At 62.9% G+C, this 24,826-nt stretch carries 20 protein-coding genes; 14 read left to right on the forward strand and 6 right to left on the reverse strand.

Going from position 1 to position 24,826, the window contains the following annotated elements:
- The first annotated feature begins 62 nt into the window (after positions 1-62).
- On the forward strand, positions 63-2,108 hold the full coding sequence (locus tag MTR72_RS04585; protein ID WP_280965245.1) for an Ig-like domain-containing protein: 2,046 nt from the start codon (positions 63-65) through the stop codon (positions 2,106-2,108).
- A 186-nt stretch (positions 2,109-2,294) separates the two neighbouring features.
- On the forward strand, positions 2,295-2,981 hold the full coding sequence (locus tag MTR72_RS04590; protein WP_341510127.1) for a hypothetical protein: 687 nt from the start codon (positions 2,295-2,297) through the stop codon (positions 2,979-2,981).
- Positions 2,982-3,179: 198 nt separating this feature from the next.
- Here MTR72_RS04590 and MTR72_RS04595 read toward each other — a convergent pair whose 3' ends face one another.
- The 4 genes from MTR72_RS04595 to MTR72_RS04610 form a co-directional block, all read right to left on the reverse strand.
- On the reverse strand, positions 3,180-3,794 hold the full coding sequence (locus MTR72_RS04595; protein ID WP_280965247.1) for an HAD family hydrolase: 615 nt from the start codon (positions 3,792-3,794) through the stop codon (positions 3,180-3,182).
- A 655-nt stretch (positions 3,795-4,449) separates the two neighbouring features.
- Complete coding sequence (locus MTR72_RS04600; protein ID WP_280965248.1) at positions 4,450-5,739, reverse strand: glycoside hydrolase family 5 protein; 1,290 nt, start codon at positions 5,737-5,739, stop codon at positions 4,450-4,452.
- 270 nt (positions 5,740-6,009) lie between these two features.
- Positions 6,010-6,210: a hypothetical protein gene (locus MTR72_RS04605; protein ID WP_280965249.1), complete on the reverse strand. Its 201-nt coding sequence runs from the start codon at positions 6,208-6,210 to the stop codon at positions 6,010-6,012.
- 73 nt (positions 6,211-6,283) lie between these two features.
- Complete coding sequence (locus tag MTR72_RS04610; protein WP_280965250.1) at positions 6,284-7,345, reverse strand: isocitrate/isopropylmalate dehydrogenase family protein; 1,062 nt, start codon at positions 7,343-7,345, stop codon at positions 6,284-6,286.
- A gap of 171 nt (positions 7,346-7,516) precedes the next feature.
- Between MTR72_RS04610 and MTR72_RS04615 the strand changes: the two genes are divergently transcribed.
- Positions 7,517-8,905: an MFS transporter gene (locus MTR72_RS04615; RefSeq protein ID WP_280965251.1), complete on the forward strand. Its 1,389-nt coding sequence runs from the start codon at positions 7,517-7,519 to the stop codon at positions 8,903-8,905.
- Positions 8,906-8,946: 41 nt separating this feature from the next.
- Here the strand turns inward: MTR72_RS04615 and MTR72_RS04620 are convergent, their stop codons facing one another.
- A complete protein-coding gene (locus MTR72_RS04620) occupies positions 8,947-10,551 on the reverse strand; it encodes a B12-binding domain-containing radical SAM protein (RefSeq protein ID WP_341510128.1) in 1,605 nt (534 codons plus the stop codon).
- Between the two features lie 314 nt (positions 10,552-10,865).
- On the opposite strand from MTR72_RS04620, the gene MTR72_RS04625 reads away from it, so the two are divergent.
- The 10 genes from MTR72_RS04625 (at position 10,866) to MTR72_RS04670 (ending at position 20,008) form a co-directional block, all read left to right on the forward strand.
- Positions 10,866-11,315: a (2Fe-2S)-binding protein gene (locus tag MTR72_RS04625; RefSeq protein ID WP_280965253.1), complete on the forward strand. Its 450-nt coding sequence runs from the start codon at positions 10,866-10,868 to the stop codon at positions 11,313-11,315.
- A gap of 11 nt (positions 11,316-11,326) precedes the next feature.
- Positions 11,327-13,510 (forward strand): xanthine dehydrogenase family protein molybdopterin-binding subunit, encoded by a 2,184-nt coding sequence (locus MTR72_RS04630; protein ID WP_341510129.1) that lies wholly within the window; start codon positions 11,327-11,329, stop codon positions 13,508-13,510.
- 42 nt (positions 13,511-13,552) lie between these two features.
- Positions 13,553-14,830, forward strand: a complete 1,278-nt coding sequence (locus MTR72_RS04635; protein WP_280971041.1) for an NAD(P)/FAD-dependent oxidoreductase — start codon at positions 13,553-13,555, stop codon at positions 14,828-14,830.
- 4 nt (positions 14,831-14,834) lie between these two features.
- Positions 14,835-15,275 (forward strand): sulfur oxidation c-type cytochrome SoxX, encoded by a 441-nt coding sequence (soxX, locus tag MTR72_RS04640; RefSeq protein ID WP_445819547.1) that lies wholly within the window; start codon positions 14,835-14,837, stop codon positions 15,273-15,275.
- 8 nt (positions 15,276-15,283) lie between these two features.
- Positions 15,284-15,751 carry a SoxY-related AACIE arm protein gene (locus MTR72_RS04645; protein WP_280965255.1) on the forward strand — a complete coding sequence of 156 codons (468 nt, stop codon included), beginning with the start codon at positions 15,284-15,286 and terminating at the stop codon, positions 15,749-15,751.
- Positions 15,751-16,071 carry a thiosulfate oxidation carrier complex protein SoxZ gene (gene soxZ, locus MTR72_RS04650; RefSeq protein WP_280965256.1) on the forward strand — a complete coding sequence of 107 codons (321 nt, stop codon included), beginning with the start codon at positions 15,751-15,753 and terminating at the stop codon, positions 16,069-16,071. Before MTR72_RS04645 ends, soxZ begins: the two co-directional genes overlap by 1 nt.
- The gene (soxA, locus tag MTR72_RS04655; RefSeq protein WP_280965257.1) at positions 16,068-16,847 is read left to right on the forward strand and encodes a sulfur oxidation c-type cytochrome SoxA; all 780 of its coding nucleotides are present in this window, start codon (positions 16,068-16,070) and stop codon (positions 16,845-16,847) included. Before soxZ ends, soxA begins: the two co-directional genes overlap by 4 nt.
- 79 nt (positions 16,848-16,926) lie before the next feature.
- The gene (locus MTR72_RS04660; protein ID WP_280965258.1) at positions 16,927-18,252 is read left to right on the forward strand and encodes an ABC transporter substrate-binding protein; all 1,326 of its coding nucleotides are present in this window, start codon (positions 16,927-16,929) and stop codon (positions 18,250-18,252) included.
- Positions 18,249-19,187 (forward strand): carbohydrate ABC transporter permease, encoded by a 939-nt coding sequence (locus MTR72_RS04665; protein ID WP_341510130.1) that lies wholly within the window; start codon positions 18,249-18,251, stop codon positions 19,185-19,187. Before MTR72_RS04660 ends, MTR72_RS04665 begins: the two co-directional genes overlap by 4 nt.
- Entirely contained in the window at positions 19,184-20,008 is an 825-nt protein-coding gene (locus MTR72_RS04670) for a carbohydrate ABC transporter permease (RefSeq protein WP_280965260.1), read from the forward strand. The genes MTR72_RS04665 and MTR72_RS04670 overlap by 4 nt, the downstream gene beginning before the upstream one ends.
- Before the next feature lie 62 nt (positions 20,009-20,070).
- Here MTR72_RS04670 and MTR72_RS04675 read toward each other — a convergent pair whose 3' ends face one another.
- Complete coding sequence (locus MTR72_RS04675; RefSeq protein WP_280965261.1) at positions 20,071-20,775, reverse strand: cysteine hydrolase family protein; 705 nt, start codon at positions 20,773-20,775, stop codon at positions 20,071-20,073.
- 474 nt (positions 20,776-21,249) lie between these two features.
- Here MTR72_RS04675 and MTR72_RS04680 point away from each other — a divergent pair, with 474 nt between their 5' ends.
- The gene (locus MTR72_RS04680; protein WP_341510131.1) at positions 21,250-24,726 is read left to right on the forward strand and encodes an indolepyruvate ferredoxin oxidoreductase family protein; all 3,477 of its coding nucleotides are present in this window, start codon (positions 21,250-21,252) and stop codon (positions 24,724-24,726) included.
- The last annotated feature ends 100 nt before the right edge of the window (positions 24,727-24,826 follow it).

Consider the following 24,826-nt stretch of genomic DNA (forward strand, 5'->3'; position numbering starts at 1 on the left):
CGTCCTAGGAACCAGAGGCCGCAGGAAAGAGGAGAAAAACGCAAAGGCAAAGGGAGGAAACCATGAGCGAGACAATGGTCGCCGCGACGACGGCGGGTGCCCCAGTTGTCACCATTGGTGCCAATTTTGCGGGAACTAATTTACTTGATTTCGGCGCCAACCCACCAGACACCGATGGCGCCGTCGGCCCCAGCCAGTTTGTTGAATTCCTCAACTCGGATTTCCGCGTCTACGACAAGTCCGGAAACGTCCTCCAGCAGTCAACTCTGAGCGACTTCTGGTCATCGGCAGGCGTCCCGCAACCTTCTCCTTTCGATCCGCGCATACTCTTTGATCCTGATAGCCAGCGTTGGTATGCAGCCGCACTGGATTTCACGGGCGCCTTTTTACTTGCCGTGTCAAATACGTCGGACCCGGCACAAGGTTGGCAGGCGGTCAGAATTCCTATCGACCCTACTGGGCAAAGCTTTGGGGATTTCACGAGGCTCGGCTTCAACGAAGATGGCGTCTACCTTTCCGCCACCCAGATTCCGGTCGGCCCTGAACCGGCTACAAGTATATTAGTAGCCATCCCAAAGTCTGACCTACTGGGGCCAGTTCCAAGCACGTCCAACGCCACGGTGTTTGCCAACATTAGTCACGGCGAAATTGGGGTTGTTCAGCAGCCGGCCGTTGCGCCTGAATTATCCGGCAGTGAACCGATTCTCTCGGCCTTCAACGTGGACATGCCCAGCACACTACTGAAGGTTTCGTCTATCGATGGGCTGATTACAAGTCCCACACTCGATACCGCGAACCGTGCAATTACGGTGTCGCCATTCCAAAATCCCCCCGGTGCCATTCAAAAGGACACGACCGTACCAATCAACGCCGCAGATTCAAGCTTCACATCTAGTGTGGTCTTACAAGACGGCAAACTGTTCGGTGTTCACACGATTTCGAGCGACGACAATCACTCAGCACTGCAGTGGTTCGAGATCGGCACTCCGCTGACGAACCCGGTTGTTCTGGATACCGGCCTCATCAGCCCGCTCGGGCTTGATGTCTATTACGGCTCGATAGCGGTGAATCCCCTCGGCGAGGTAGTCATCGGCTTCTCCGGTTCAGGACCGAATGATTTTCCAAGCGCCTACGCAGTTGCCGGCCAGCTCAACGGCGATGTGATCCAATTCGGAGATCCTATGCTACTGCAGGCCGGCGTCGCACCGCAGACCTCCAATTCCGGGCGCTTTGGCGATTACAGCGCCACAACTTTCGATCCGACCGACCCGTCGCATTTCTGGACTATTGAGGAATGGACTTCAGCGTCGGATTCGGTTTGGTCCACCCAAATTTCAGAAATCATCTTCGGCACGACATCTCCTCCCGTCGCGCACAACGACATCGCCGGAGTATCCAAGAATCATGAGGTTTCAGGCAATGTTCTGACCAACGACACCGATCCAAACAACGAGCCTTTGACGGTGACGGCAGTCGCGGGGGCGACAACCAATGACGCAGGTGAGTTTGTTGCGAATGGGACTTTTGGCACGCTCGTTGTGGACGGCGACGGAACGTTTACCTATGACGCAAACAAGAAGATCGATTTTCCGGACCACGGGCTCGCTCAGGATACATTCACCTACACGGCAACGAACACCGACCAGTTGAGCTCCGAGGCCACATTGACCGTGACCGTCGTCAAACCGGGTCAGACCTACATTGGTGGAATGCCGGGTACCGACGCCGATCATCTCACCGTTGTTACGGGCGGGAATGGCAGGCAAGTCATCGACGGGAGCCTCGGGTTCGAGCAGATCAGCGGCGGGAATGGTAGGGATGTTCTAGTGGGCGGAGCGGGGGATCTTCTCACGGGCGGGAGAGGCAACGACACGTTCGTGTTCAAGAACGACTTCGGTGCAAACACGATCACCGATTTCGGCAAGGGCCACGACACCATCCAGCTAGATCAAAGCCACTTTTCCAATTTCGCAGTGGTCATCGCCAACGCCGCGTCCGACGGGCACGAAGGCACTCTCATCACTGATCCGAGCCATTCCGGAAACACGATCGATCTACTCGGCGTAAAGGTCGCTGACTTGCACGCGAACGAGTTTTTCTTCGTCTGAGGAGATTTTGGCGCATCGCCAAGAGCTGCGCCGGCGCCGTGCGAGGTTCCGCCTGCGAAAGTGTCGAACGGTTGCTGAACCGTCATCAACCGAGCGGGCACTAACCTTTCAGCGCGGCTGGTCTGACCGGAAGTCGCAAACGGCCGCGAAGCCGCCGCAGGCGAATTCCTTATATGGAGCGTCTCCATGTCAGACACCCATACCCGCGACCCCTCGTGGAAAACCGATTTGATCTGGCACTATTTCCACACCGTCACGACGCCGGCCAGGACGCCCGCCTATCGCAAGTTCTACAGCAACCAGGACCCCAGCGACGAATTGGACAACCGCCATCGCGTCTATGAAATGCTAGTGGATGAGCCGCTGCACACCCATCCCACCCTGTCGGCGACCTCGACGGACGAGTCGATGGAAAACTACAAGAAGAGCAAGCTGCCGTGGAACCAGAACAATGGCGGGTTCCTCAAGGCGGTGAACAATGAATATTGGTGCGGTTCGATCCTCAAGATCGTGTTCGTCCGCTACATGGGCTGGAAAATGGCCGAACCGACGGCGCGCGACCAGGTGAGCGTAGGCCGGGATCCCAGCAAAGCAGTGGATTGGACAATCAAGAATCTCGAAAAGAAGGTGCCGGTGCGGGCCTCCCTCGGCGGCGCCCATTATGTCGGCATCGTCGGCCACCGCACTGCAGGACCCGATAACAAGATCACCGAGTTTCTGTGCCTCGACCCGTGGGCCTATGGCATCGACGGCGGCAATCAGGACATGAAATATGCTGGTACGGCGACCGCCTTTCTCGGGATCAGCAAACGCGACGGCGCGACGTGGACCTATAGCAACAAGGCCGTCGCCTTCGTCGAACGGCCATCCTAGGAAATCATGGCAGCGAGTTGCGATCATGCTCGCTCGCCGCCGAGCTGTTTTGGTCGTCTACGCAATGGGATGTTTTTGAAATCCCGCCCAAGTGCCGATTCATCTCAGTCACGAAAAGCTGGGACAACTGGTAAACCTGTCCGGAAGCGCAATTGGTGCCACGAGCCGCAAGGTTGAAGAGGGCCTCGCAAAACCCGTCTAGAACGAAAGGCCCAACGCCTGTAAGTCTGCCTCACAACGGCTTGGCGTTGTGAATAGTCTTGCTTCCAATCCGATCGATCGCGCACCTTCCACATTGACTTCAACGTCATCAAAGAAGACCGTTTCCTCGGCGAGGAGGCCGAACTTATCCAGTGCATGCTGAAAGATGGCAGGTGCTGGTTTCAACATGCCGACCTCCGCCGACACCACTGCTCCCTCGAACACGTCCCAAAATCGTTGGCGGGCTTTGAGATGTGCGACGATCTCATGCACGTTGTCAGTAAGGGCGAAAATTCGGTAACCTGCTTTCCTGAGGCGGTACGCGATCTCTTCCGTGCCCTCGATTAAGTCCTGATGATCCATAACGTGGAAGAACAACGTCGTGGTCTCCTTCTCGGAAAGGCCAAACTCGGCCTGATAGGCCTGCTCGGCCTCCCGCTGGGTTAATTCGCCGCGGTTGAGACTCATCCACAAAGGACAACGAAACAAGGCCTCTGCCCTCTGCACGTTCTCATCGGAGCCCTTTTGCAGATTGAAGCACCGCTCCACGATGTCTTGTGGGGACCATTTCACAAAGACGTTTCCCACGTCGAAGATAATGTTCTTGATCATAGGGTTTCTTGGCCGTCCCGGTCAGTTGATCCGCTAGCCTGTGATCTGCCATGGCCCGGGATTAAGCACCAGGCCTGTCGCCTTACCAACCTCATCGTGCAGGAACGCAAGGCGCGCATGGCCGCCGCCATCGACAAAAACACTCATCGCTCGACATGGGAACGACCGTGACCGGCGTGCCCTTCTCAAAATCGAGGATCGGCAGCGCTCCACCGGCCTCGACCTGGAGCTTGCCATTCTTGGCTCTCTCAATGTTCGTCGAGCAGTAATGGTTTGCACTGTTTGAGGACATGCTGCTCGAATCTACGAAGTCCGCGCTGGGGTCACTTGCGGACATCGCAGGAGCGGGAGCTAGAGTCGACTACGGGCTAACAGCGGAAGTAATGGCCCGGCGCGGCTAGTAGTACAGATCAAACACCGCTCTAGTGTTGAATGGACAGCATGAGAACAGAGCCAAGCAACCATGCGTGCAACCTCTTCGACGGCGCGCCAAGTCGATTAGGAGACATGGTGAATCCCAACGTGAATTGTGACCCCACCGTAGGCTATCAAAGATGACAAATCACTGATTTTGTCGATGCCCATGCAAGATGGGCGCTCCGACGTGCAGGTCGGAACGCCCTGGTCAACACCCCAGTGAAGATACGCGAGACGACTAGCCCCAAACGTGTTCGAAGTGATGGGTGAAGTGTCCGAACTGGTGATGGGTGAAGCTCGGCGCGCTTCCGGGATCTGCCGCACTCGCCGCGTGCGCATCGTTGCCGAGCACGGTCACGGCATTGTTGATCGCGTTCGTGTTGTTCTGGTGCAGCGCCGCTCCATGGTTGTGATGCGTATCCGACGACGAGTCCTGACCGGTCCCTGTTGCCGTAGACGAGTTGGTGGCCGGAGCCGAGTTGGTGTCCGATGATGAGCTGGTAGCCGCCGTTTGGTTGTCGCCAGGGTCGGTGGCCGGAGTTGAGTTCGTGGCAGTCGTAGAACTGGCCGCCTGTGTCCCGCCAGTGCCCGACGCGCTATGGGTAGCACCGTCAGTGTACCGATTAAGGACGGCCATTTGGGGTTGGTCTACCCCATTTTCCGGCTCGACGGAGAACATGTAGTTGCCCCACCACGGGCCGGCGGCCCAATAGGTTCCGCCCTGCCACACATCGGAGTGCTGCTGCATATAACTCAGCATGTTGTCCATCGCCTTTAGGCTCGTCGGATCGGACGCGACGCCGAACTCGCCCAAGAATAGCTTGTTGCCGGTAGCCTCGGCCCATTGCGTGACGGCGGTCAACCTTTCGACACCGATCGTATCCGAAACCACGTTTGCATGGGTCCCGCTGCCATCGGAATCAAGGTAGTTGTGCACCTCGAAGGCGTAGTTGTGAAGGGGATCATGCACCTGCGTGCCGACCACGGCTGCATTGTCGCTCGTGGTCCAGCTCGCGGCACCGTCCCAGTATGATCCTGGCACCAGCACCTCCTGCGTTGCACCGGCTTGGCGGATCGCCGCGATGGCCGCATTGGCGCCGCCGATCCAGTCGCTGGCGCTCTGCTGGTTCGGCTCATTCATGAGTCCAAAAATGACGTTGGAATTGTCGGCGAAATGGCTTGCGAGCTTGCCCCAGACATCGGCGAAGGCAGCATTGGCTGCATCAGATGTTCCGACCAGCATGTTATGAACGGTGCCGTAGTCGTGCATGTCGAGCACAACATCGATCCCTTTTGACGCCGCATAGTTGACGATGTCGTCCATGCGCGCGAGCTCGGCGGGATCGAGTGGGCCATTGGTATTCGGCTGGACCCGCTCTGCCTCGAACCCGAGCCTGATCACGTCCATCCCTTTGGACGCAAAATAGTCGATGTCCTGATGCGTTGGATAAGTGTAGTCCGTCCCAAAGGTGCCCGGGACGTTTTGATCACCGAAGGTGGCGCTTGGGAAATTCACGCCCAGCAACATTCTGTTCTCCTGCTCATGAGCCTGGTTGCACAATCGAAAGGAAGTCGACCGGCAGTCCGCTTGATCTGGAAACGACACAGCAATCGAGACGAGTAAAAGGCGGGCTGGCGGCGAAATGTCACCGCCACGGGGCAATTTTGCGATCGAGTGCAAATCGCGTGCGGACAGATTGCCACAGCACAATCAAAGGTAACTCAACGCGATCTCCTCGCGTATCACACTGCCATCTCGTCTGCGCTCGCGGTTTAGCGGTTAAGCTACTGCTCAGGGTCAAAAGGCGAAGTTGCCCGGCTGCCTGCGTAAGTCTGGCTCACCCCTGGACGCGGACACGCGCATTCGCGAGCACACGCCCTGATCTTCGCCCGGATCGCCGCCATGATAATATCGTGCCGGTGTTTTGCCCGACGTGTCAATGTCGTCGTGGCGCAAGATGTCGCCGGGACGCAGCTCGAAAAACTCCTTGCCGGCCAAGGCCATTTCTACTTTGCATGGGGTTGTTTTCGCGGTTTTTGTTCTGAGCTCCCCTTGCCGGCGCAGAGGCAGCTCACTTTCCCTGCAATATCTCCGCGATTGCGGCGCCCGCCGCGATCGTGCCGAGCTTGCCGCCCATATCGCGCGTCGCCTTGCCGTCTGCGATCGCCTGCGCCACCGCCGCCTCGATCGCGCTTGCCGCCTCCTCGTAACGCATGGCACCGCTCCTCTCGCCGTGCCAGGCCAGCAGCAGCGCGATCGACAGGATCAGCGACACCGGGTTGGCGACGTCCTGCCCGGCGATGTCGGGCGCCGAGCCGTGCGCGGCCTGCGCCATGGCATGGCGGTCGCCGACATTGAGCGAGCCGCCGAGACCGAGACTGCCGGACAATTCCGCGGTGAGATCCGACAGAATGTCGCCGAACATGTTGGTGGCGACGATGACGTCGAAACGATCAGGGTTACGCACGACATGCGCCATCATCGCGTCGACCAGGATGTCGTCGACTTCGAGGCCCGGATAGGCCTTCGCCGCCTCCCGGCAGATGTCCAGGAACATCCCGTCGCCGATTTTGAGCACGTTGGCCTTGTGCACGATGGTGAGATGCTTGCGCCGCTTCATCGCGAGCCGGCAGGCCGCGTGCGCGATGCGCTCGCAGCACGGGCGCGTGATCCGGCGCAGCGAGATCGCGACATCGGGCGTGACCAGCATCTCGCCATTGCCCGCTTCCATGTTGCGGTCGGCGTAGAAGCCTTCGGTGTTCTCGCGCACCACGACGAGATCGAACTCGCCGAGCCGGCCGGGCCTGCCAGCATAGGTGCGCGCGGGCCTGACATTGGCGAAGAGGTCGAGGTTTTTGCGGAAGTAGCGCGACGGGTTGATCTCGCCACGCGCCTCGTCCTTGAAGTCGAAGGTCGCGGTGGGGCCGAGGATCAGGCCATCGGCCGTGCGCACCACGTCCACCAGCCCACCCTGCACCGTCGTGCCGAACTGCTTGAGGCTGGCGTGACCGATGGGGTGCTCTTCCAGCCTCAGATCGAGCTGGAAGCGCTCGGACGCCACGCGCAGCACGCCGGTGGTCGCGGCCGTGATCTCCGGTCCAATGCCGTCACCCGGCAGCACGACAATTTGCATCGATCATCCACTCGACTTCAGCCCATCCGATCATACGCGCATGCGGCACGATCATCGCCCGATCTTCGCGCATACACCGCATGCACGCATATGCCTGTGGCGGGCCGCCCGGCCGTAGTACATGCCGCAAGCACCCATGACGCCATGCCGCCGGAGAAAAAGCGCGAGGCAATGACAATCACGTTACCTGCGGCCGCGCGCGAACCGGATCACCCCATCGCCGACGGCCTTCCGGCCGCGCGCCGGCGCTGGGCGATCGCCGCGATCTTCACTGCGCTGGCGATGGCCTCGCTCGACACGGCGATCGCCAACATCGCCCTGCCCGCCATCGCCGCCGATCTGCACGTCAGCCCGGAGCAGTCGGTCTGGGTGGTCAATGTCTACCAGATCGCGCTGGTCGCGACGCTGCTGCCGCTCGGCGCGCTCGGCGAGATCGTCGGGCATCAGCGCATCTATATCGGCGGCCTCGTGCTGTTCACCATCGCCTCGCTCTTCTGCGCGGTGGCGTGGTCGCTGCCGAGCCTCCTGTTGGCGCGCACGCTGCAGGGCCTCGGCGCCAGCGGCATCATGAGCGTCAACACGGCGCTGGTGCGCTACGTCTATCCCGGCCGGATGCAGGGTCGCGGTTTCGGCCACAACGCGCTTGTGGTCGCAACCGCCTTCACTTTCGGGCCTTCGATCGCATCTGCAATCCTCGCCATCGGCCCGTGGCCGTGGCTGTTCGCGGTCAACATCCCCTTCGGCCTCGTCGCGATCGGCATCGGCTTTACGATGCTGCCGAAGACGCCGCGGGCGGATCACGGCTTCGACTTTCTTGGCGCGCTCCTTGCCGCGATCTGCCTCGGCCTGTTCATTACGGGAATCGGCAGCGCAGCGCATAACCTCTCGCCTGCCCTCGTGGCGGCCGAACTGGCGACAGCCCTCCTGCTTGGTATCATCCTGACGCGCCGTCATGCCGACCATCCCGCGCCGATGCTGCCGATCGACCTGTTCAGCCGGCCGATGTTCGCGCTGTCCGCGGCAACCGCGGTCTGCTCCTTCGCGGTGCAGGGCCTCGCCTTCGTCTCTCTGCCGTTCTATTTCGAGGACGTGCTCGGACGCTCGCAGGTCGAGACCGGATTTTTCATGACGCCATGGCCGCTGGTGGTCGGCATCATGGCGCCGATCGCCGGCCGCCTCGCCGACCGGCATGCGGTTGGCCTCCTCGGCGGTATCGGCCTCGTGCTGCTCGGCATCGGCATGGCGCTGCTCGCTTTGCTGCCTGCAGACCCGAGCATCCCCGACATCATCTGGCGGATGGTGATCTGCGGCATGGGCTTTGGCTTCTTCCAGGCGCCCAACATGAAGGCGGTAATGGGCAGCGCGCCGCCGCACCGCAGCGGCAGCGCCTCGGGCATCGTCGCGACCGCACGCCTGACCGGCCAGACCACCGGCGCGGCACTCGCCGCGCTGTGCTTTGCACTTGCCGGCCATAATGGTGCGACGATGGCGCTCGCGCTCGGCGCAGGCTTCGCCGCGCTCGGCAGCGTGATGAGCTTCCTGCGCCTCGCAGTGAAATAGCGCGGCCGGCAGCTCTGGTTGTCTGGAGATCAGGCCAGGCTTCAGGCGGTTCTCGCGTCGGCGGTCACCACATCTGCCATTGGCTGGTCGAGCGCGGCCAGACGCATATCGATGGCATCGATGACCTTGCGCGAGAACGGTCCGAGATGCGCATAGGCTGCGATCATCTGCACCGCGATTCGTGCCGATGATGTGTCGCGCTTGGCGCAGTTGAGGAAGGTCTGCCAGAGCGGTCCGCGTGCCTCCGGAATGGCGGTGACCACACGATGCACCGTCTCCATCGCCCCGATCTTGGCGCGGATGTCGCCCTCGGCCAGCTCGTGGCGCTGCTTCGACCGGTCGAGCAGTGTCATCAGGCGATCGACACGTCTCGCATAGGCCGCGGGGCTATAGACGTGCTCCAGCACCCGCTTGTAGTCCGTCAGGATCTCGCGCAACGGGCGGATCGGATCGAAGTTGATCCCGCTCGTGCATTGATCGGCGCCGATGGTCGGCGCCACATCGTGGCCCGGATGCAGCCGGCCTTCGCGGGCGAGGCGACGCGTGAGCTGCGTGTTCGGCAAGGCATAGAGCAGGCCGACCATGCAGACGGGAATGGCGGCCTCCTCGATGAAGTCGATCATGGCCTCCGCCATCGAGACCTTCTCGTTGTCGAAGCCGACGATGAAGCCCGCGGTGACAAGCATGCCGGCGGCGTAGATCTTGTGGATGCTCTCGGCGATGTTGCGCCTGGTGTTCTGCTTCTTCCGCATCGCGACAAGCGTCGCGGGATCCGGACTCTCGATGCCGACGAAGATGCCGAAGAAATTGGCTGCACCCATCAGGTCCAGCAGCTCCGGATCATCGGCCAGATTGACCGAGGCCTCGGTCGAGAATTCGAAGGGATAGCCGTGGGCGCGCTGCCACTCGGCGAGCTGGGGTAGAAACTGCCTGAGCGACTTCTTGTTGCCGATGAAGTTGTCATCGACGAAGTCGAGATGGCCGCGATAGCCCATCTGGTAGAGCGTCTCGAGTTCGACGAACATCTGCGCGTTGGTCTTGGTGCGCGGGACGCGTCCATAGAGCTCGATGATGTCGCAGAACTCGCAGGTGAACGGACAGCCGCGCGAGTACTGCACACCGAGATAGAGATAGTCCTCGAAGTTGAGCAGATCGAAACGCGGAACCGGCGTCTTGGTGACATCGGCCTGGAATTTCGGTGCGGTGAAAACGCCGGAGCGCGCGCCGCTGTCCCAGGCCTCGATGAACGCGTCGATGACGCTCTCGGCCTCGCCGAGCACCCGGAAGTCGGCCCGCTCGTAGATGTGGGGGCTCGACGTCGGATCGGGACCGCCGACCACCACCGGCTTGCCCGCCGCGCGACATAGCTCGATCAGGCGCAGCGTGTCGGCCTGTTGCGGCATCATTCCGCCGGTGAAGACCACGTCGGCCCAGGCAAGATCGTCATCACCGAAGGCCGCCGTGTTGCAGTCGATGAGACGGACCGTCCAGCTTTCTGGCAGCATTGCCGCAACGGTGATCAGGCCGAGGGGAGCAGCGGGACGCCGGACGCCCATGAGCTTGCAGGACTCGCCAAAACTCCAGAAGGACTCCGCGCTGAAGAGCGGATAGAGCATCAGCACATTGCAAGGGCGCGACACGTTCATGGAACTCCATATTGCTTCGCCTCACTTTATCAAAGCCGCGCCGTCTTGCACCCCCACAAAAGGGACAAACTGTCGCCCATTCCAATGGAGTCCGCCCAAACGTTGCCACAAACAGTGTCCTGCCGTTCACAGCTCAGCCCCGATTTCCTGCGGCGACCGAGGAGGTCGCAACACCGCCCGATCCACAATCTTCCCATGCCCGGGAGAATCTTCGACAACTCACCCTCAGACTGTTGATTTGAACGGGTCCAATTTGCCGGACACATTGCTCCCCTGAGTCCAAATCGGTGGATTGGGCCAATCAGGGGACTGCGATGGCAAACCTAACAATAAACGGAAAAACCTTCACGCTTGACGTCGAGCCGGATACGCCGCTGCTTTGGGCGATCCGCGAGAATGCCGGCCTGACCGGCACAAAATACGGCTGCGGCATCGCACAATGCGGCGCCTGCACCGTTCATGTCGACGGCGTCGCCACCCGCTCCTGCGGAGTCTCGGTCAGCGAGGCCGAGGGCAAGCGCATCACCACCATCGAGGGGCTGGCCGCCGGCGGCACGCTGCACAAGGTGCAGGAAGCCTGGATTGCCCAGGACGTTCCGCAGTGCGGCTATTGCCAGAGCGGCATGATCATGGCGGTGGCGGCGCTCCTGAGCGAGAAGCCGAAGCCGACCGACGCCGACATCGACGAGGCTATCACCAATATCTGCCGCTGCGGCACCTTCCAGCAGGTGCGCGAGGCGATCCACACGATCGCAAGCGCGTAAGGAGCGGCCCCATGAACAAGCATGTTTCGCCGCGGCTCAATCGCCGCGCCTTCGTTATCGGCACTGCCGCCGCAGGTGCCGGCCTCGCGCTTGGCCTCGACATTCCCTTCGGCGGCCCGGCCGTGGTCCGCGCGGCCGACGGCTCGCCTGAGATCAACGCCTGGGTCGTGGTCAGACCCGACGATACCGTCGTGATCCGCGTCGCCCGCTCCGAGATGGGCCAGGGCTCGCTGACCGGCCTCGCCCAGCTCGTCGCCGAGGAGCTCGAATGCGACTGGACCAAGGTCACGACCGAATTCCCCTCGCCCGGACAGAACGTCGCCCGCAAGCGCGTCTGGGGCGACTATTCGACCGGCGGCAGCCGCGGCATCCGCAGCTCGCAGGACTATGTCCGCAAAGGCGGCGCCACCGCGCGCATGATGCTGATCCAGGCCGCGGCGAATGAGTGGAAGGTGCCGGCGTCCGAATGCGCGGCGGATAACAGCGTCATCACGCATAAGCCGTCCGGCAGAACCACGACCTATGGCAAGGTTGCCGAGGCCGCGGCGAAGCTGACACCGCCGGCCGACGTCAAGCTGAAGGACCCGAAGAACTGGCGGCTGGTCGGCAAGGACGTCAAGCGGCTCGACACGCCGGACAAGGTCACCGGCACAACCGTCTACGGCGTCGACGTCAAGCTGCCCGGCATGCTCAACGCGGCGATCAAGGACTGCCCGGTCACCGGCGGCAAGCTGAAGAGCTATGACGAAGCCAAGATCACCGGCATGAAGGGCGTCAAGAAGGTCGTGAAGGTCGGCGACAGCGCGGTTGCTGTCGTGGCCGACACCTTCTGGCACGCCAAGTCCGCGCTCGATGCGCTGCCGATCGTCTGGGACGAAGGCGAGAACGCGAAGGTCTCGAGCGCCTCGATCGCGAAATGGCTGGCGGAAGGCCTCGACAGCGGCCCGGCCTATGTCGGCAACTCGAATGGCGATGCCAAGGCCGCGCTCGCCGGCGCGGCGAAGACAATCGAAGCCGTCTACAACTATCCCTACCAGAACCACGCCACCATGGAGCCGATGAACGCGACCGCGCTCTACACGGCCGACAAGTGTGAAGTCTGGTGCGGCACGCAGAACGGCGAAGCGGCCCTCGCCGCCGTGCTGGAAGCGTCCGAGCTTCCGGCCGACAAATGCGACGTCCACAAGCTGATGCTCGGCGGCGGCTTCGGCCGGCGCGGCCAGACCGACTATGTCCGGCAGGCCGTGCTGATCGCCAAGCAGATGCCGGGCACACCGGTCAAGCTGCTATGGACGCGCGAAGAGGACATGACGCACGGCCGCTATCATCCGATCACGCAATGCAAGCTGACCGCAGGCTTCGATGCCGGCAACAACCTGACGTCGCTGCACATCCGGATATCCGGGCAGTCGATCCTCTCGAGCCTGCGGCCGGAAGCGCTGGTCAACGGCATGGACACGGCGACCTTCGCCGGTCTCAATCCCAAGGGCGACGCGCCGTTCGGGTACTCAGTGCCCAACCTCCTGATCGAGCATTCGATGCGCAACCCGCACATCATTCCGGGCTTCTGGCGCGGCGTGAACGTGAATCAGAATGCGATCTATGTCGAATGCTTCATGGACGAGCTGGCGCACGCCGTGAACCAGGACCCGCTTGAGTTCCGGCGCAAGCTGATGAAGGACCACCCCAAGCACCTGGCGGTGCTGGAGGCCGTGGCCGAGAAGATCGGCTGGGACAAGCCCGCGCCGCAGGGCATTTTCCGCGGGCTCGCTCACTTCGCGTCCTATGGCAGCTATGTCGCGGCAGCCGCGGAAATCTCCGTGATCGACGGCACCAAGATCAAGGTGCATCGCATCGTCGCGGCCACCGATCCCGGCTATGCCGTCAACCCGGCGCAGATCGAGCGCCAGATCGCGGGCTCCTTCGTCTACGGCCTGAGCGGATTGTTCTATGGCGGCTGCACCGTGAAGGACGGCGCGATCGTCGAGACCAACTTCGACACCTACGACTCGATGCGCATTGCCGCGATGCCGAAGGTCGAATCGATCGTGATGCCGAGCGGCGGCTTCTGGGGCGGCGTCGGCGAGCCGACGATCGGCGTCGCCGGCCCTGCGGTGCTCAACGCCTATTTCGCGGCGACGGGCAAGCGCATCCGCTCGGTGCCGCTGCGCGACCAGAACATCACCTTCGCCTGAGAAAACGGCTGCGGCGGCATGGGCTGCCGCAGCCACTTCCGGATGATGCTCATGACGACGCGCCCGGTGACACGGCGGAATGCCGTGGTCGGCATCGCCGCGGCGGCCGCAGCGCTGGCGCGGCCATCGATTTCGCGCGCGCAGTCCGCGGGCCGCGCGATCGTGGTCGGCGGCGGCTTTGGCGGCGCAGCCTGCGCCCGCGCGCTCAAGCGCGCGGCGCTCCAGGTCACGCTGATCGAACCCAATAAGATCTTCACCGCCTGCCCGTTCAGCAACGAGGTGATCGCGGGCCTGCGCGGAATCGAGCTGCAGCAATTCGGCTATGATAGGCTTGCCGCCGAAGGCATTAATGTCGTCAATCAGGGCGCAACGAAGATCGACGTTCGGCAACGAAGCGCCACGGTAGCCGACGGCACCTCGTTTCCCTACGATCGCCTGGTGCTCTCGCCCGGCATCGACTTCCACTTCGAAGGCCTGCCCGGCTATGATGAAGCCGCATCGGAGAAGATGCCGCACGCCTGGAAGGCCGGCGCGCAGACACTTCTACTGCGCAAGCAATTGGAGGCGATGGAGGATGGCGGCCTCGTCGCCATCGCAATCCCGGCCAATCCGTCGCGCTGTCCGCCGGCTCCGTACGAGCGCGCCAGCATGATCGCACATTACCTGAAGACGAAGAAGCCGCGCTCGAAGGTCCTGATCCTCGATGCCAAGGACAATTTCACGCAGCAGCGGCTGTTCGAGAAGGCATGGAGGGAGTTCTACGGTGAGATGATCGAGCGCGTCGCGCTGTCCCAAGGCGGCCGCGTTACGTCGGTCGATCCGTCGACCAGGACCATCGTCACCGAATTCGGCAATTACAGCCCAGAGGTCGCCAACGTCATTCCGCCGCAGCGCGCAGGCCGCATCGCCGAGATCGCGGGCGCGGCGGACGCGACCGGCTGGTGCCCGATCGATCCCGTGAGCTTCGAATCGAAGCTCGCACCGGGCATTCACATCATCGGCGACGCCTGCCTTGGCGGCGGCATTCCCAAATCGGCATCCGCCGCCAGCGCGCAAGGCAAGGCTTGCGCAGCCGCCATCGTCAATTTGCTTGCAGGCCGTGCACCGGAAACGCCGCGGCTGACCGGCGTCTGCTACAACACCGTCGCACCTGCTTACGGCTTCTCGCTTGCCGGCAACTACCAGCCGAAGGGCGACATCTATGCCGAAGTCGAGGGCGGGGCCACCAGCCCGGTCGATGGGCCACGCGAACTGCGCGCCCGCGAGGCCGCCGACGCGGAACGCTGGTTTCGAACCATCACGGCGGACTGCTTTGGCTAGATCGATGATTCATATCACCGCGCTGGTCGCCGCGACTCTCGCCTTCGCCACTTGCGCGAAAGCCGAGGCGCTTGTGCCCTATAGGATCGTCGGCGATGGCGTTCCGGAATCGCTTACCGGTGCGCCGGGCGATGCGGCGCGCGGACGTGCGCTGGTGCTCGCGCGCGGCACGACCTGCATGCTCTGCCATTCCGGGCCCTTCCCGGAGACGCGGTTCCAGGGCGATCTCGCTCCTGACCTCACCGGCGCGGGGAACCGGTGGTCGGTGAGCCAGTTGCGGCTTCGTCTGGTCGATGCGTCGCACTTCAACCCAGAGACCATCATGCCGTCCTACTATCGAACCGATGGGCTCGCTCGCGTCGGACGCAATTTCGCCGGCAAGCCGATTCTAACGGCCGCGGAGATCGAGGATATCGTGGCCTTTCTTGCAATGCTTCGGGACTAGAGCAATCCATGCCAACCACGCGACGACAATTTTTGAGTCTTGCCGGAAGCGTCACAGCGGCCGGGACCATCCCGATCGTTACGCTGCGGCCGCTCGAGGCGACGCCCGCGATGCTCAACACAGCGATCCGCAACGTCGTCGGCGAGGCGCAGATACGCACCGGCAAGGTGAAGCTCGATATTCCGCCGCTGGTCGAGAACGGCAACACGGTGCCGATGACGGTCAGCGTCGCAAGCCCGATGACGGCGACCGATTACGTCAAGAGCATCCACGTCTTCAACGAGAAGAATCCGCAGCCGAACATCGGCAATTTCCATCTCGGTCCCTCGTCCGGACGCGCCCAGGTCTCGACCCGGATCCGGCTTGCCGACAGCCAGAAGGTGGTCGCGATCGCTCGCCTCTCCGACGATTCCTTCTGGCAGGTCAGCACTGACGTGGTCGTCACACTGGCCGCCTGCACCGAGGAGGTGAACTGATGGCCGCAGCCCTGATCAACGTTCCGGCAAAAGCCAAACGCGGCGACGTCATCGAGATCCGCACCCTGACCTCGCACATCATGGAGACCGGCTTTCGCCATACCGCGGCCGGCGATCTCGTGCCCCGCGACATCATCACGAGCTTCACCTGCCGCTACAACGGCACCGAGATCTTTCGCGCCGATCTCTATCCGGCGATCGCCGCCAATCCGTACCTGTCGTTCTATGCGGTCGCGAAGGAGAGCGGCAAGTTCGAGTTCGAATGGATCGGCGACAACGGCTATTCGTCCACTGCATCGGCCTCGATTATCGTCGAATGACTCATTGGCGCGCGATAGCGACGGCGGCGCTGCTCGTCACAGCTCCGGCCCTGCTCGCCGGCGAAATTTCGCAGGATGCGCGCCGCTCCGGCTATTCCTTCATGGGGCCGGAGACGCGCGCCATGCAGGATGACGACACCGCCAACCCCGGCATGCTGTTCGTGCTCGACGGCGAGGCGCTCTGGAGCAAGAAGACCGGCCGCGCCGACAAGGCCTGCGCGGACTGCCATGGCGATGCACGGAGCAGCATGAAGGGCGTCGCGGCGCGCTATCCCGCCTTCGACAAGGCGCAGGGGCGCCCCGTCACGCTCGACCAGCGCATCAATCTCTGCCGGGCCGATCACCAGCAGGCAACGCCACTGCCCTACGAGAGTCGCGACCTCTTGGCGCTGTCGGCCTTCGTCGCGCACCAGTCGCGCGGCGTCGCGATCACGGCCGGCGATGATCCGGAGCTGAAACCTTTCGTTGCACAGGGCCGCGATCTCTTCATGCAACGCGAGGGCCAGCTCAACCTCGCCTGCACCAACTGTCACGACGACAATTTCGACAAGCGCCTCGCCGGCGCGCCGATCACGCAAGGACAGCCGACCGGCTATCCGCTCTATCGCCTGGAATGGCAGACGCTGGGATCGCTGGAGCGGCGGCTGCGAAGCTGCATGACCGGCGTCCGCGCCCAAGCTTATGATTACGGGTCGCCCGAGCTGGTCGCGCTCGAGCTCTATCTGATGTCGCGGGCACGCGGCCTGCCGATGGAAACGCCGGCCGTGCGGCCCTGATCCGCAGAATGGGACTAGGCAGGCGTGGCACGGTCGCTAGTATCCCTCCCAAAGATATGAGTCACAGGGAGGGACTAAAGTGGCTAATCACAAAATCTCGCGCCGCACGCTTTTGGCAGGCACCGCCGCGGCTGGCGCGCTCAGCCTGACCGGTTTTCCGGCCCACGCCGATGTCAACTGGAAGAAATATGCCGGGACCAAGCTCGAGGTGATCCTCGCCAAAGGCCCGCGCGGCGACAACCTGCAAAAGAACATCAAGGAATTCACCGACCTCACCGGCATCCAGGTCGAATCCGAGCAGATCCCGGAGCAGCAGCAGCGGCAGAAGGTCGTGATCGAGCTCACCTCGGGCCGGCCGAGCTTCGACGTCGTGCATCTCAGCTATCACGTGCAGAAGCGGCAGTTCGAGAAGGCCGGCTGGCTCGCCGACATGACGCCCTACATGAAGGATCCGACGCTGACCGCACCCGATCTCGTGGAGAGCGATTTCTCGGCCGCCGGCCTGCAATACGCCAAGAACGACAAGGGGCAGATGCTTTCGCTGCCGTGGTCGGTCGACTATTTCATCCTCTATTACAACAAGGAGCTGTTCCAGAAGAAGGGCGTCGCGGTGCCCAAGACCTTCGACGAGATGGTCGCCGCCGCCGAGAAGTTGACCGACCCCAAGGAAGGGATTTACGGTTTCGTCGGACGCGGCTTGCGCAACGCCAACATGACGTTGTGGACCAACTTTTTCCTCAACTATGGCGGTGAATTCCTCGACGCCAAGGGCAATATCCTGACCGACGGCCCGGAGGCGATTGAGGCAACAAAACTCTACCAGACGCTGCTGACGAAGGTGGCCCCGCCCGGCGTGGCCGGCTTCAACTGGATGGAGTCGATGGCCTCGTTCACGCAAGGACGCTCGGCGATGTGGATCGATGGCGTCGGCTGGGCACCGCCGCTGGAGGACCCGGCCGCCTCGCGCGTGGTCGGCAAGGTCGGCTACACCGTCGTACCCGCCGGACCCAAGGGACAGTATTCGGCGACCTATGGCGACGGCATCGGCATTGCAGCCGCCAGCAAGAACAAGGAAGCCGCCTATCTGCTCTGCCAATGGGTGGTCTCGAAGCAACAGGGCGCAAGGCTGTTACAGGCCGGCGGCGGCGTGCCGTTCCGCAACTCGATCCTGAACGATCCCGAGATCCAGAAGGGCGTGAAGATGCCCAAGGAGTGGCTGCAATCGGTGATCGATTCCGCCAAGATCAGCAAGCTGGGCCTGCCCGTGGTGATCCCGGTCGCCGAATTCCGCGATATCGTCGGCGCGGCGCTCACCTCGACCCTGTCCGGCGCCGATCCTGCGACTGAGCTGAAGAAGGCAAACGATCAGTACCGGCCCATCCTGGAGCGCAGCGAAAAGGCGTGAGTGCGTTGACACAATCAGCTCCGGCGGCGGCTCGCACCGAGACCGCGCCGGAGAAACAATTGCGGCCGCCGTCTTACTGGCCGTTCGTGGTGCCGGCGCTGGTCGTCGTGCTCGCCATCATCATCTTCCCGTGGGTCTTCACCATCTGGATGAGCCTGAACGAGTGGAAGGTCGGCTCGCCGACCACCTTCGTCGGGCTTTCCAACTATCTGCGGCTGACGAGCGATCCCCGTTTCCTCGAGGCGGTCGGACATACACTGGTCTACACCGTGCTCTCGGTGCTGCTGCCGCTGGTGCTCGGCACGCTCGCGGCCGTGGTGTTCCATCAGAAATTCGCCGGCCGCGGCTTCCTGCGCGGCATCTTCATCATGCCGATGATGGCAACGCCGGTGGCGATCGCGCTGGTGTGGACCATGATGTTCCATCCGCAACTCGGCGTGCTCAACTACCTCTTGTCGCTTGTCGGCATTCCGCCGCAGCTCTGGGTGTTTCACCCCGCGACCGTGATCCCCTCGCTGGTGCTGGTCGAGACCTGGCAATGGACGCCGCTCGTGATGCTGATCGTGCTGGGCGGCCTCGCCGCGATCCCGACCGAGCCCTATGAGAGCGCCCAGATCGACGGCGCCAGTTTCTGGCAGGTGTTCCGCTTCATCACGCTGCCGCTGATCATGCCGTTTCTGTTCATCGCGGGCATGATCCGCATGATCGATGCGGTGAAGAGCTTCGATATCATCTTCGCGATCACGCAGGGCGGACCGGGCTCGGCGTCGGAGACGATCAACATCTACCTCTACAGCGTCGCCTTCACCTATTACGACCTCGGTTATGGCTCGGCGATCGCGGTGGTGTTCTTCCTCCTCATCGTCGCACTCGCTGCCGTGATGCTTTACGCGCGCCAGCGCATGCTGTGGACCGAAATAGCGAGCGGCGCATGAACCCACGTCAGATCATTGGCAGGATCGGGCTGTGGTTCGCGGTGTTCGTGATCGTGTCGCCGGCAATCCTGTTCTTCCTGTGGATGCTCTCGCTCTCGCTCAAGTTCGAGGTCGACAACGCCGCCTACCCGCCGGTTTTCATCCCCGAGCATTTTGCCTGGAAGAACTATGCCGACGTGCTCGCCTCCAACCGCTTCCTGACCTATTTCATCAACAGCCTGGTCGTGACCGGCAGCGCGACGGCGCTCGCGCTGATCGTCGGCGTTCCTGCCGGCTACGGCATCGCGCGCATGGCGGCACACAAATCTGCGATCGTGATCCTGATCGCGCGCATCACGCCGGGCCTGTCCTATCTGATCCCGCTGTTTCTTTTGTTTCAATGGCTGGGCTTGCTCGGCACGCTGCTGCCGCAGATCATCATCCACCTCGTGGTGACCGTGCCGATCGTGATCTGGATCATGATCGGCTATTTCGAGACCACGCCGCTCGAACTGGAAGAAGCAGCACTGATCGACGGCGCCACGCGCTGGCAGGTCTTCCACCACGTCGCGTTGCCGATCGCCCGGCCGGGAATTGCGGTCGCCTTCATCCTGGCCGTCATCTTCTCCTGGAACAATTTCGTCTTCGGCATCGTGCTGGCGGGACGCGAGACGCGCACCCTGCCCGTTGCCGTCTACAATATGATCTCGTTCGACCAGTTGAGCTGGGGACCGCTCGCAGCCGCCGCGCTGATCGTCACCTTCCCGGTGCTGCTGCTGACGGTGCTCGCCCAACGGCAGATCGTCGCCGGGCTCACGGCGGGGGCGGTCAAGGGCGGGTAGTTACACCGTTCTCAATCCTCATCCTCAGTATGATGAGTCAGAGTGTTTGTTCGCAGTAAAGGCTAAGGTGATCCGTTCGCCGTCTTCAACGCGTCCAGCACTGCGGCGGAGTCGGAGACCCAGCCGAAGATGCCGCCCTGGGCCTTGATCATCTTCAGGCCCATCTCATGGAATTCGGGAAAGTAGGACGCGCAGCCATCCGAGATGACGACGCAGCGATAGCCGCGGTCGTTGGCTTCGCGCACGGTGGTGTTCACGCACACCTCCGTGGTGACGCCGCACACCAGCAGAGTCTCGATGCCGTATTTCTCGAGGACATCACCGAACTCGGTGGCGTAGAACGCGCCCTTGCCGGGCTTGTCGATCACGACCTCGCTGTCGAGCGGATAAAGCTCGGGGATGATGTCGTGACCGGCTTCGCCGCGGATCAGGATGCGGCCCATCGGGCCGGGATCGCCGATGCGCAAGGACGGCGCGCCGCGCTCGATCTTCGCAGGCGGCGCGTCGGACAGGTCCGGCAAGTGGCCTTCGCGGGTGTGGATCACCAGCATGCCGGCATCGCGCGCCGCCTTGAGCACGGCACCGATCGGCTTCACCGCGCGCGCGAGCTGGCGGACATCGTTGCCGAGCGTCTCGCCGAAGCCGCCGGGCTCGAGAAAATCGCGCTGCATGTCGATGATAACGAGCGCGGTCGTCGACCAATCGAGTTTGATCGGCTCGGGCTCGGCGTTGACGACGCCCACTGTCGCCTTCTCTGAGTTCAACATGACGCATGCCCCCCCCGCGAGAAGTCTCTCTGCGACGAATTCTGCAAGCGCCGTGCCATTGTGTACAATGGCACGCGGCACAGAGACGCGGAGGAATTCATCGCGCGTTCAGCACGTTACGCTGAGGGCGAGAGCTGCTTTTGTCTGCGCAACGGCTCCACGACGGGCATTTTGCTCAAACGGTGGGCGGCGGCCGACACTCTCGCCGCTCGTCATTCCGCGGCGACGCGAAGCGTCGAGCCTGGAATCCATTTCACCGTTTGCGCTGCGGCTCGATGGATTCCGGGCTCGCGATTTTCGTCGCGCCCCGGAATGACGAGCGGTAGCCATGACCAGCAGGAGCGCCACGGATGCGGCGAGCGATATTGACTTCGCCCGTGCATGCCTTTGACTGTCGCAATCCGCTTCGCGCAGCCGCAATCCCTCCCGCAGCGCAAACCTCCAACGCCGAAACAAGAGATAAGGACACCCGAAATGACGCTGTTGCAGGTCGAGCTGGAGGATAAATACCGGCTCGAATCGAAGCGGATCTACCTGTCCGGCACGCAGGCGCTGGTTCGATTGCCCATGCTGCAGCGCGAACGCGACCGGCTTCAGGGGCTCAACACCGGCGGGTTCATCTCTGGCTATCGCGGCTCGCCACTCGGGATGTACGACCATGCGCTGTGGCGCGCAAAGTCGTTCCTGCAAGCGCACGACATCGCCTTCGTGCCCGGTCTGAACGAGGACCTGGCCGCGACCGCTGTGTGGGGCAGCCAGCAGGTCGGCCTGTTCCCCGGCGCCAAGGTCGATGGCGTGTTCGGCATGTGGTACGGCAAGGGCCCGGGCGTTGATCGCTCGGTCGATGCGCTGAAGCATGCGAACTCGGCCGGCACCTCGCGCCACGGCGGCGTGCTGGCGCTCGCCGGCGACGATCACGGCTGCCAGTCTTCGACGCTCGCCCACCAGAGCGAGCAAGTGTTCGCCGCGGCGCTGATTCCCGTCATCAACCCGTCGACACTGCAGGATTATCTTGATCTCGGCCTCTACGGCTTCGCGCTGTCGCGTTTCTCCGGCTGCTGGGTCGGCTTCAAGGCGATCGGCGAGACGGTCGAGAGTTCTGCGTCGATCTACAGCGATCCCGAACGGATCCAGATCAAGATCCCCGACGATTTCGAGATGCCGCCGGGCGGTCTCAACATCCGCTGGCCCGATCCGCCGCTGGAGGCCGAGAAGCGCCTGTTCGGCCCGAAGATGGCCGCGGTGCAAGCCTTTGCCCGCGCCAACCAGCTCGATCGCATCGTGCTTGATTCAAAACCTGCGCGCCTCGGCATCCTCGCCACCGGCAAGGCCTATCTCGACCTGCGCCAGGCGCTCGCCGACCTCGGCATCAGCGACAAGGACGCGCAGGATCTCGGCCTTCGCATCTACAAGGTCGCGATGACGTGGCCGCTGGAGGAGAGCGGCGCGCGACGCTTTGCTGAGGGTCTTCAGGATGTGCTCGTCGTCGAGGAGAAGCGCGGCTTCATCGAAGACCAGCTCATGCGCATCCTCTACAACGTGGAGGCCTCTAAGCGCCCGATCGTCACCGGCAAGCGCGACGAACGCGGCGCGCCGCTATTGCCGAGCGAGGGCGAGCTGACGCCGACCATCGTCGCGTCCGCGCTGGTGGCGCGGCTGCGCCGGCTCGGCCACCAGAGCCCGGTGCTGGAGCAGCGGCTGGCGCGGCTCGAAGCATTCGAGAACCCCGCCACCACCAGCGCGCCGATCAAGCTGGCGCGCACGCCGTTCTTCTGCTCGGGCTGCCCCCACAACTCTTCGACCAAGGTGCCCGAGGGGAGCCGCGCCATGGCGGGCATCGGTTGCCACGGCATGGCCTTGAGCATGCCGAGCCGCCGCACCGATCTGATCTCGCATATGGGCGCCGAAGGCGTGAACTGGATCGGCCAGGCGCCCTTCACCACCGAGCAGCACATCTTCCAGAATCTCGGCGACGGCACCTACACGCATTCGGGGCTGCTTGCGCTGCGCGCGGCCTCCGCTGCCGGCATCAGCATCACCTACAAGATCCTCTACAACGACGCGGTTGCGATGACTGGCGGCCAGCCGGCCGAGGGCAGCTTCAATGTCGCCCAGATCGCGCACCAGGTCTGGGCGGAAGGCGTCAAGCGGCTCGCCATCGTCTCCGATGATCCGAGCAAATACCCGCAAGGCAACTACTTCCCGCAAGGCGCGAGCGTCCATCACCGCCGCGAGCTCGACCAAGTGCAGCGCGAATTGCGCGACATCAAGGGTCTCACCGTCATCATCTACGACCAGACCTGCGCGGCTGAGAAGCGCCGCCGCCGCAAGCGCGGGCTCTATCCCGATCCGCAGAAGCGCGCCTTCATCAACGAGCTCGTTTGCGAAGGCTGCGGCGATTGCTCGCAAGCCTCCAACTGCGTCTCGGTGCAGCCGCTGGAGACCGAGTTCGGCCGCAAGCGCCAGATCGACCAGTCGAACTGCAACAAAGACTTTTCCTGCGTCGAGGGCTTTTGCCCGAGCTTCGTCACCGTGCATGGCGGCACGCTGAAGCGGATCAAGACGTCGACGATCGACTCCGGCCAATTGTTCGCCGACCTGCCGCTGCCGCCGGCGCGCGAACTCGATGGTCCCTACAACATTCTCGTCACCGGCATTGGCGGCACCGGCGTCATCACCATCGGCGCGCTGCTCGGCATGGCCGCCCATGTCGACGGACGCGGCTGCTCGGCGCTCGACTTCACCGGCCTGTCGCAGAAGAACGGCGCCGTGATGAGCCACGTGCGCATCGCACGGAGGCCGGAGGACATCTCCGCGGTCCGCATCACCACCGGCGGTGCCGACGTCATCCTCGGCTGCGACATGATCGTCTCGGCAGGCCCGACCGCGCTCAGCCGCGCCGAGCGCGGGGCGACGAAGGCCTATATCAACGCCGATCTGCAGCCGACCGCGAGCTTCGTGCAAAACCCCGATCTCGATTTCGAGATGGGCACGATGCAGACGGTGCTGCGGGACGCGATCGGCGACAAGAATCTCGACATCGTCGATGCCACCGGCATTGCCGCGGCGCTGATGGGCGACTCGATCGCGACCAATCCGTTCATGCTCGGCTTCGCCTTCCAGAAGGGCGCGATCCCGCTGTCGCTGGAAGCGCTGCTGCGGGCCATCGAGATCAACGGCGCCGCGGTCGAGATGAACAAGCTCGCCTTCACCTGGGGGCGCCTAGCCGCCCACGACATGTCGCGGGTGCGCAGCGTGCTCCAGTTCAAGAGCCGGGCGTCCGCGCCGACGAAGTCACTCGACGATGTCATCGCGACGCGCGCAGGGTTTTTGACTGGCTATCAGGACAAGGCGTATGCGGACCGCTATCTCGCGGCCGTCGCCAAGGTGCGCAAGGCGGAGACCGCTGCTTCGCCCACCTCCACCGAACTGACCGAAGCCGTGGCCAAGAACCTGTTCAAGCTGATGGCCTACAAGGACGAATACGAGGTCGCGCGGCTCTATACCGACGGCAGCTTTGCCAAGAAGCTGTCGGAGAAATTCGACGGCGATTTCAGCCTGAGGTTCTACCTCGCCCCGCCGATCTTCGCGCGGCGCGACAAGGCGACCGGTCGCTTGCAGAAGCAGGAGTTCGGCGGCTGGATGATCCACGCCTTCCGGCTGCTCTCAAAGCTGAAGTTCTTACGCGGCACCGCGCTTGACCCGTTCGGCCGCACCGAGGAGCGCAAAACCGAACGCAAGCTGGTCGAGGATTATCTCAGCATGATCGATCAGCGGATTGCCGGCCTGAAGGCGGAGCAGATCCCACTGCTGACGAGGCTCGCGCGCCTGCCCGAGACGATCCGCGGCTTCGGGCATGTCAAGGAAGCCAACATCAAGCAAGCGGAAGCCGAGAAGGCGCGGCTCGAAGCGGAGCTGGAGAACAGTCGCTTTGCTGCCGCGGCGGAGTAGCGGTTCTGCGCGCCCTCTCTCCCCGCGTCATTGCGAGGAGCTCTTGCGACAAAGCAATCCAGACTGCCTCCGCGGAAACATTCTGGATTGCTTCGCTGCG

Origin of the sequence: Bradyrhizobium sp. ISRA442, assembly GCF_038085055.1 — a bacterium.
Taxonomy (GTDB): Bacteria; Pseudomonadota; Alphaproteobacteria; order Rhizobiales; family Xanthobacteraceae; genus Bradyrhizobium.

Coding starts and splice junctions, on each gene's coding strand:
- soxZ (WP_280965256.1), top strand. CDS start 15,751: ATGGCCGCAGCCCTGATCAACGTTCCGGCAAAAGCCAAACGCGGCGAC.
- MTR72_RS04610 (WP_280965250.1), bottom strand. CDS start 7,345: ATGCAAATTGTCGTGCTGCCGGGTGACGGCATTGGACCGGAGATCACG.
- MTR72_RS04675 (WP_280965261.1), bottom strand. CDS start 20,775: ATGTTGAACTCAGAGAAGGCGACAGTGGGCGTCGTCAACGCCGAGCCC.
- MTR72_RS04680 (WP_341510131.1), top strand. CDS start 21,250: ATGACGCTGTTGCAGGTCGAGCTGGAGGATAAATACCGGCTCGAATCG.
- MTR72_RS04670 (WP_280965260.1), top strand. CDS start 19,184: ATGAACCCACGTCAGATCATTGGCAGGATCGGGCTGTGGTTCGCGGTG.
- soxA (WP_280965257.1), top strand. CDS start 16,068: ATGACTCATTGGCGCGCGATAGCGACGGCGGCGCTGCTCGTCACAGCT.
- MTR72_RS04590 (WP_341510127.1), top strand. CDS start 2,295: ATGTCAGACACCCATACCCGCGACCCCTCGTGGAAAACCGATTTGATC.
- soxX (WP_445819547.1), top strand. CDS start 14,835: ATGATTCATATCACCGCGCTGGTCGCCGCGACTCTCGCCTTCGCCACT.
- MTR72_RS04625 (WP_280965253.1), top strand. CDS start 10,866: ATGGCAAACCTAACAATAAACGGAAAAACCTTCACGCTTGACGTCGAG.
- MTR72_RS04620 (WP_341510128.1), bottom strand. CDS start 10,551: ATGAACGTGTCGCGCCCTTGCAATGTGCTGATGCTCTATCCGCTCTTC.
- MTR72_RS04595 (WP_280965247.1), bottom strand. CDS start 3,794: ATGATCAAGAACATTATCTTCGACGTGGGAAACGTCTTTGTGAAATGG.
- MTR72_RS04585 (WP_280965245.1), top strand. CDS start 63: ATGAGCGAGACAATGGTCGCCGCGACGACGGCGGGTGCCCCAGTTGTC.
- MTR72_RS04645 (WP_280965255.1), top strand. CDS start 15,284: ATGCCAACCACGCGACGACAATTTTTGAGTCTTGCCGGAAGCGTCACA.
- MTR72_RS04615 (WP_280965251.1), top strand. CDS start 7,517: ATGACAATCACGTTACCTGCGGCCGCGCGCGAACCGGATCACCCCATC.
- MTR72_RS04635 (WP_280971041.1), top strand. CDS start 13,553: ATGATGCTCATGACGACGCGCCCGGTGACACGGCGGAATGCCGTGGTC.
- MTR72_RS04600 (WP_280965248.1), bottom strand. CDS start 5,739: ATGTTGCTGGGCGTGAATTTCCCAAGCGCCACCTTCGGTGATCAAAAC.
- MTR72_RS04630 (WP_341510129.1), top strand. CDS start 11,327: ATGAACAAGCATGTTTCGCCGCGGCTCAATCGCCGCGCCTTCGTTATC.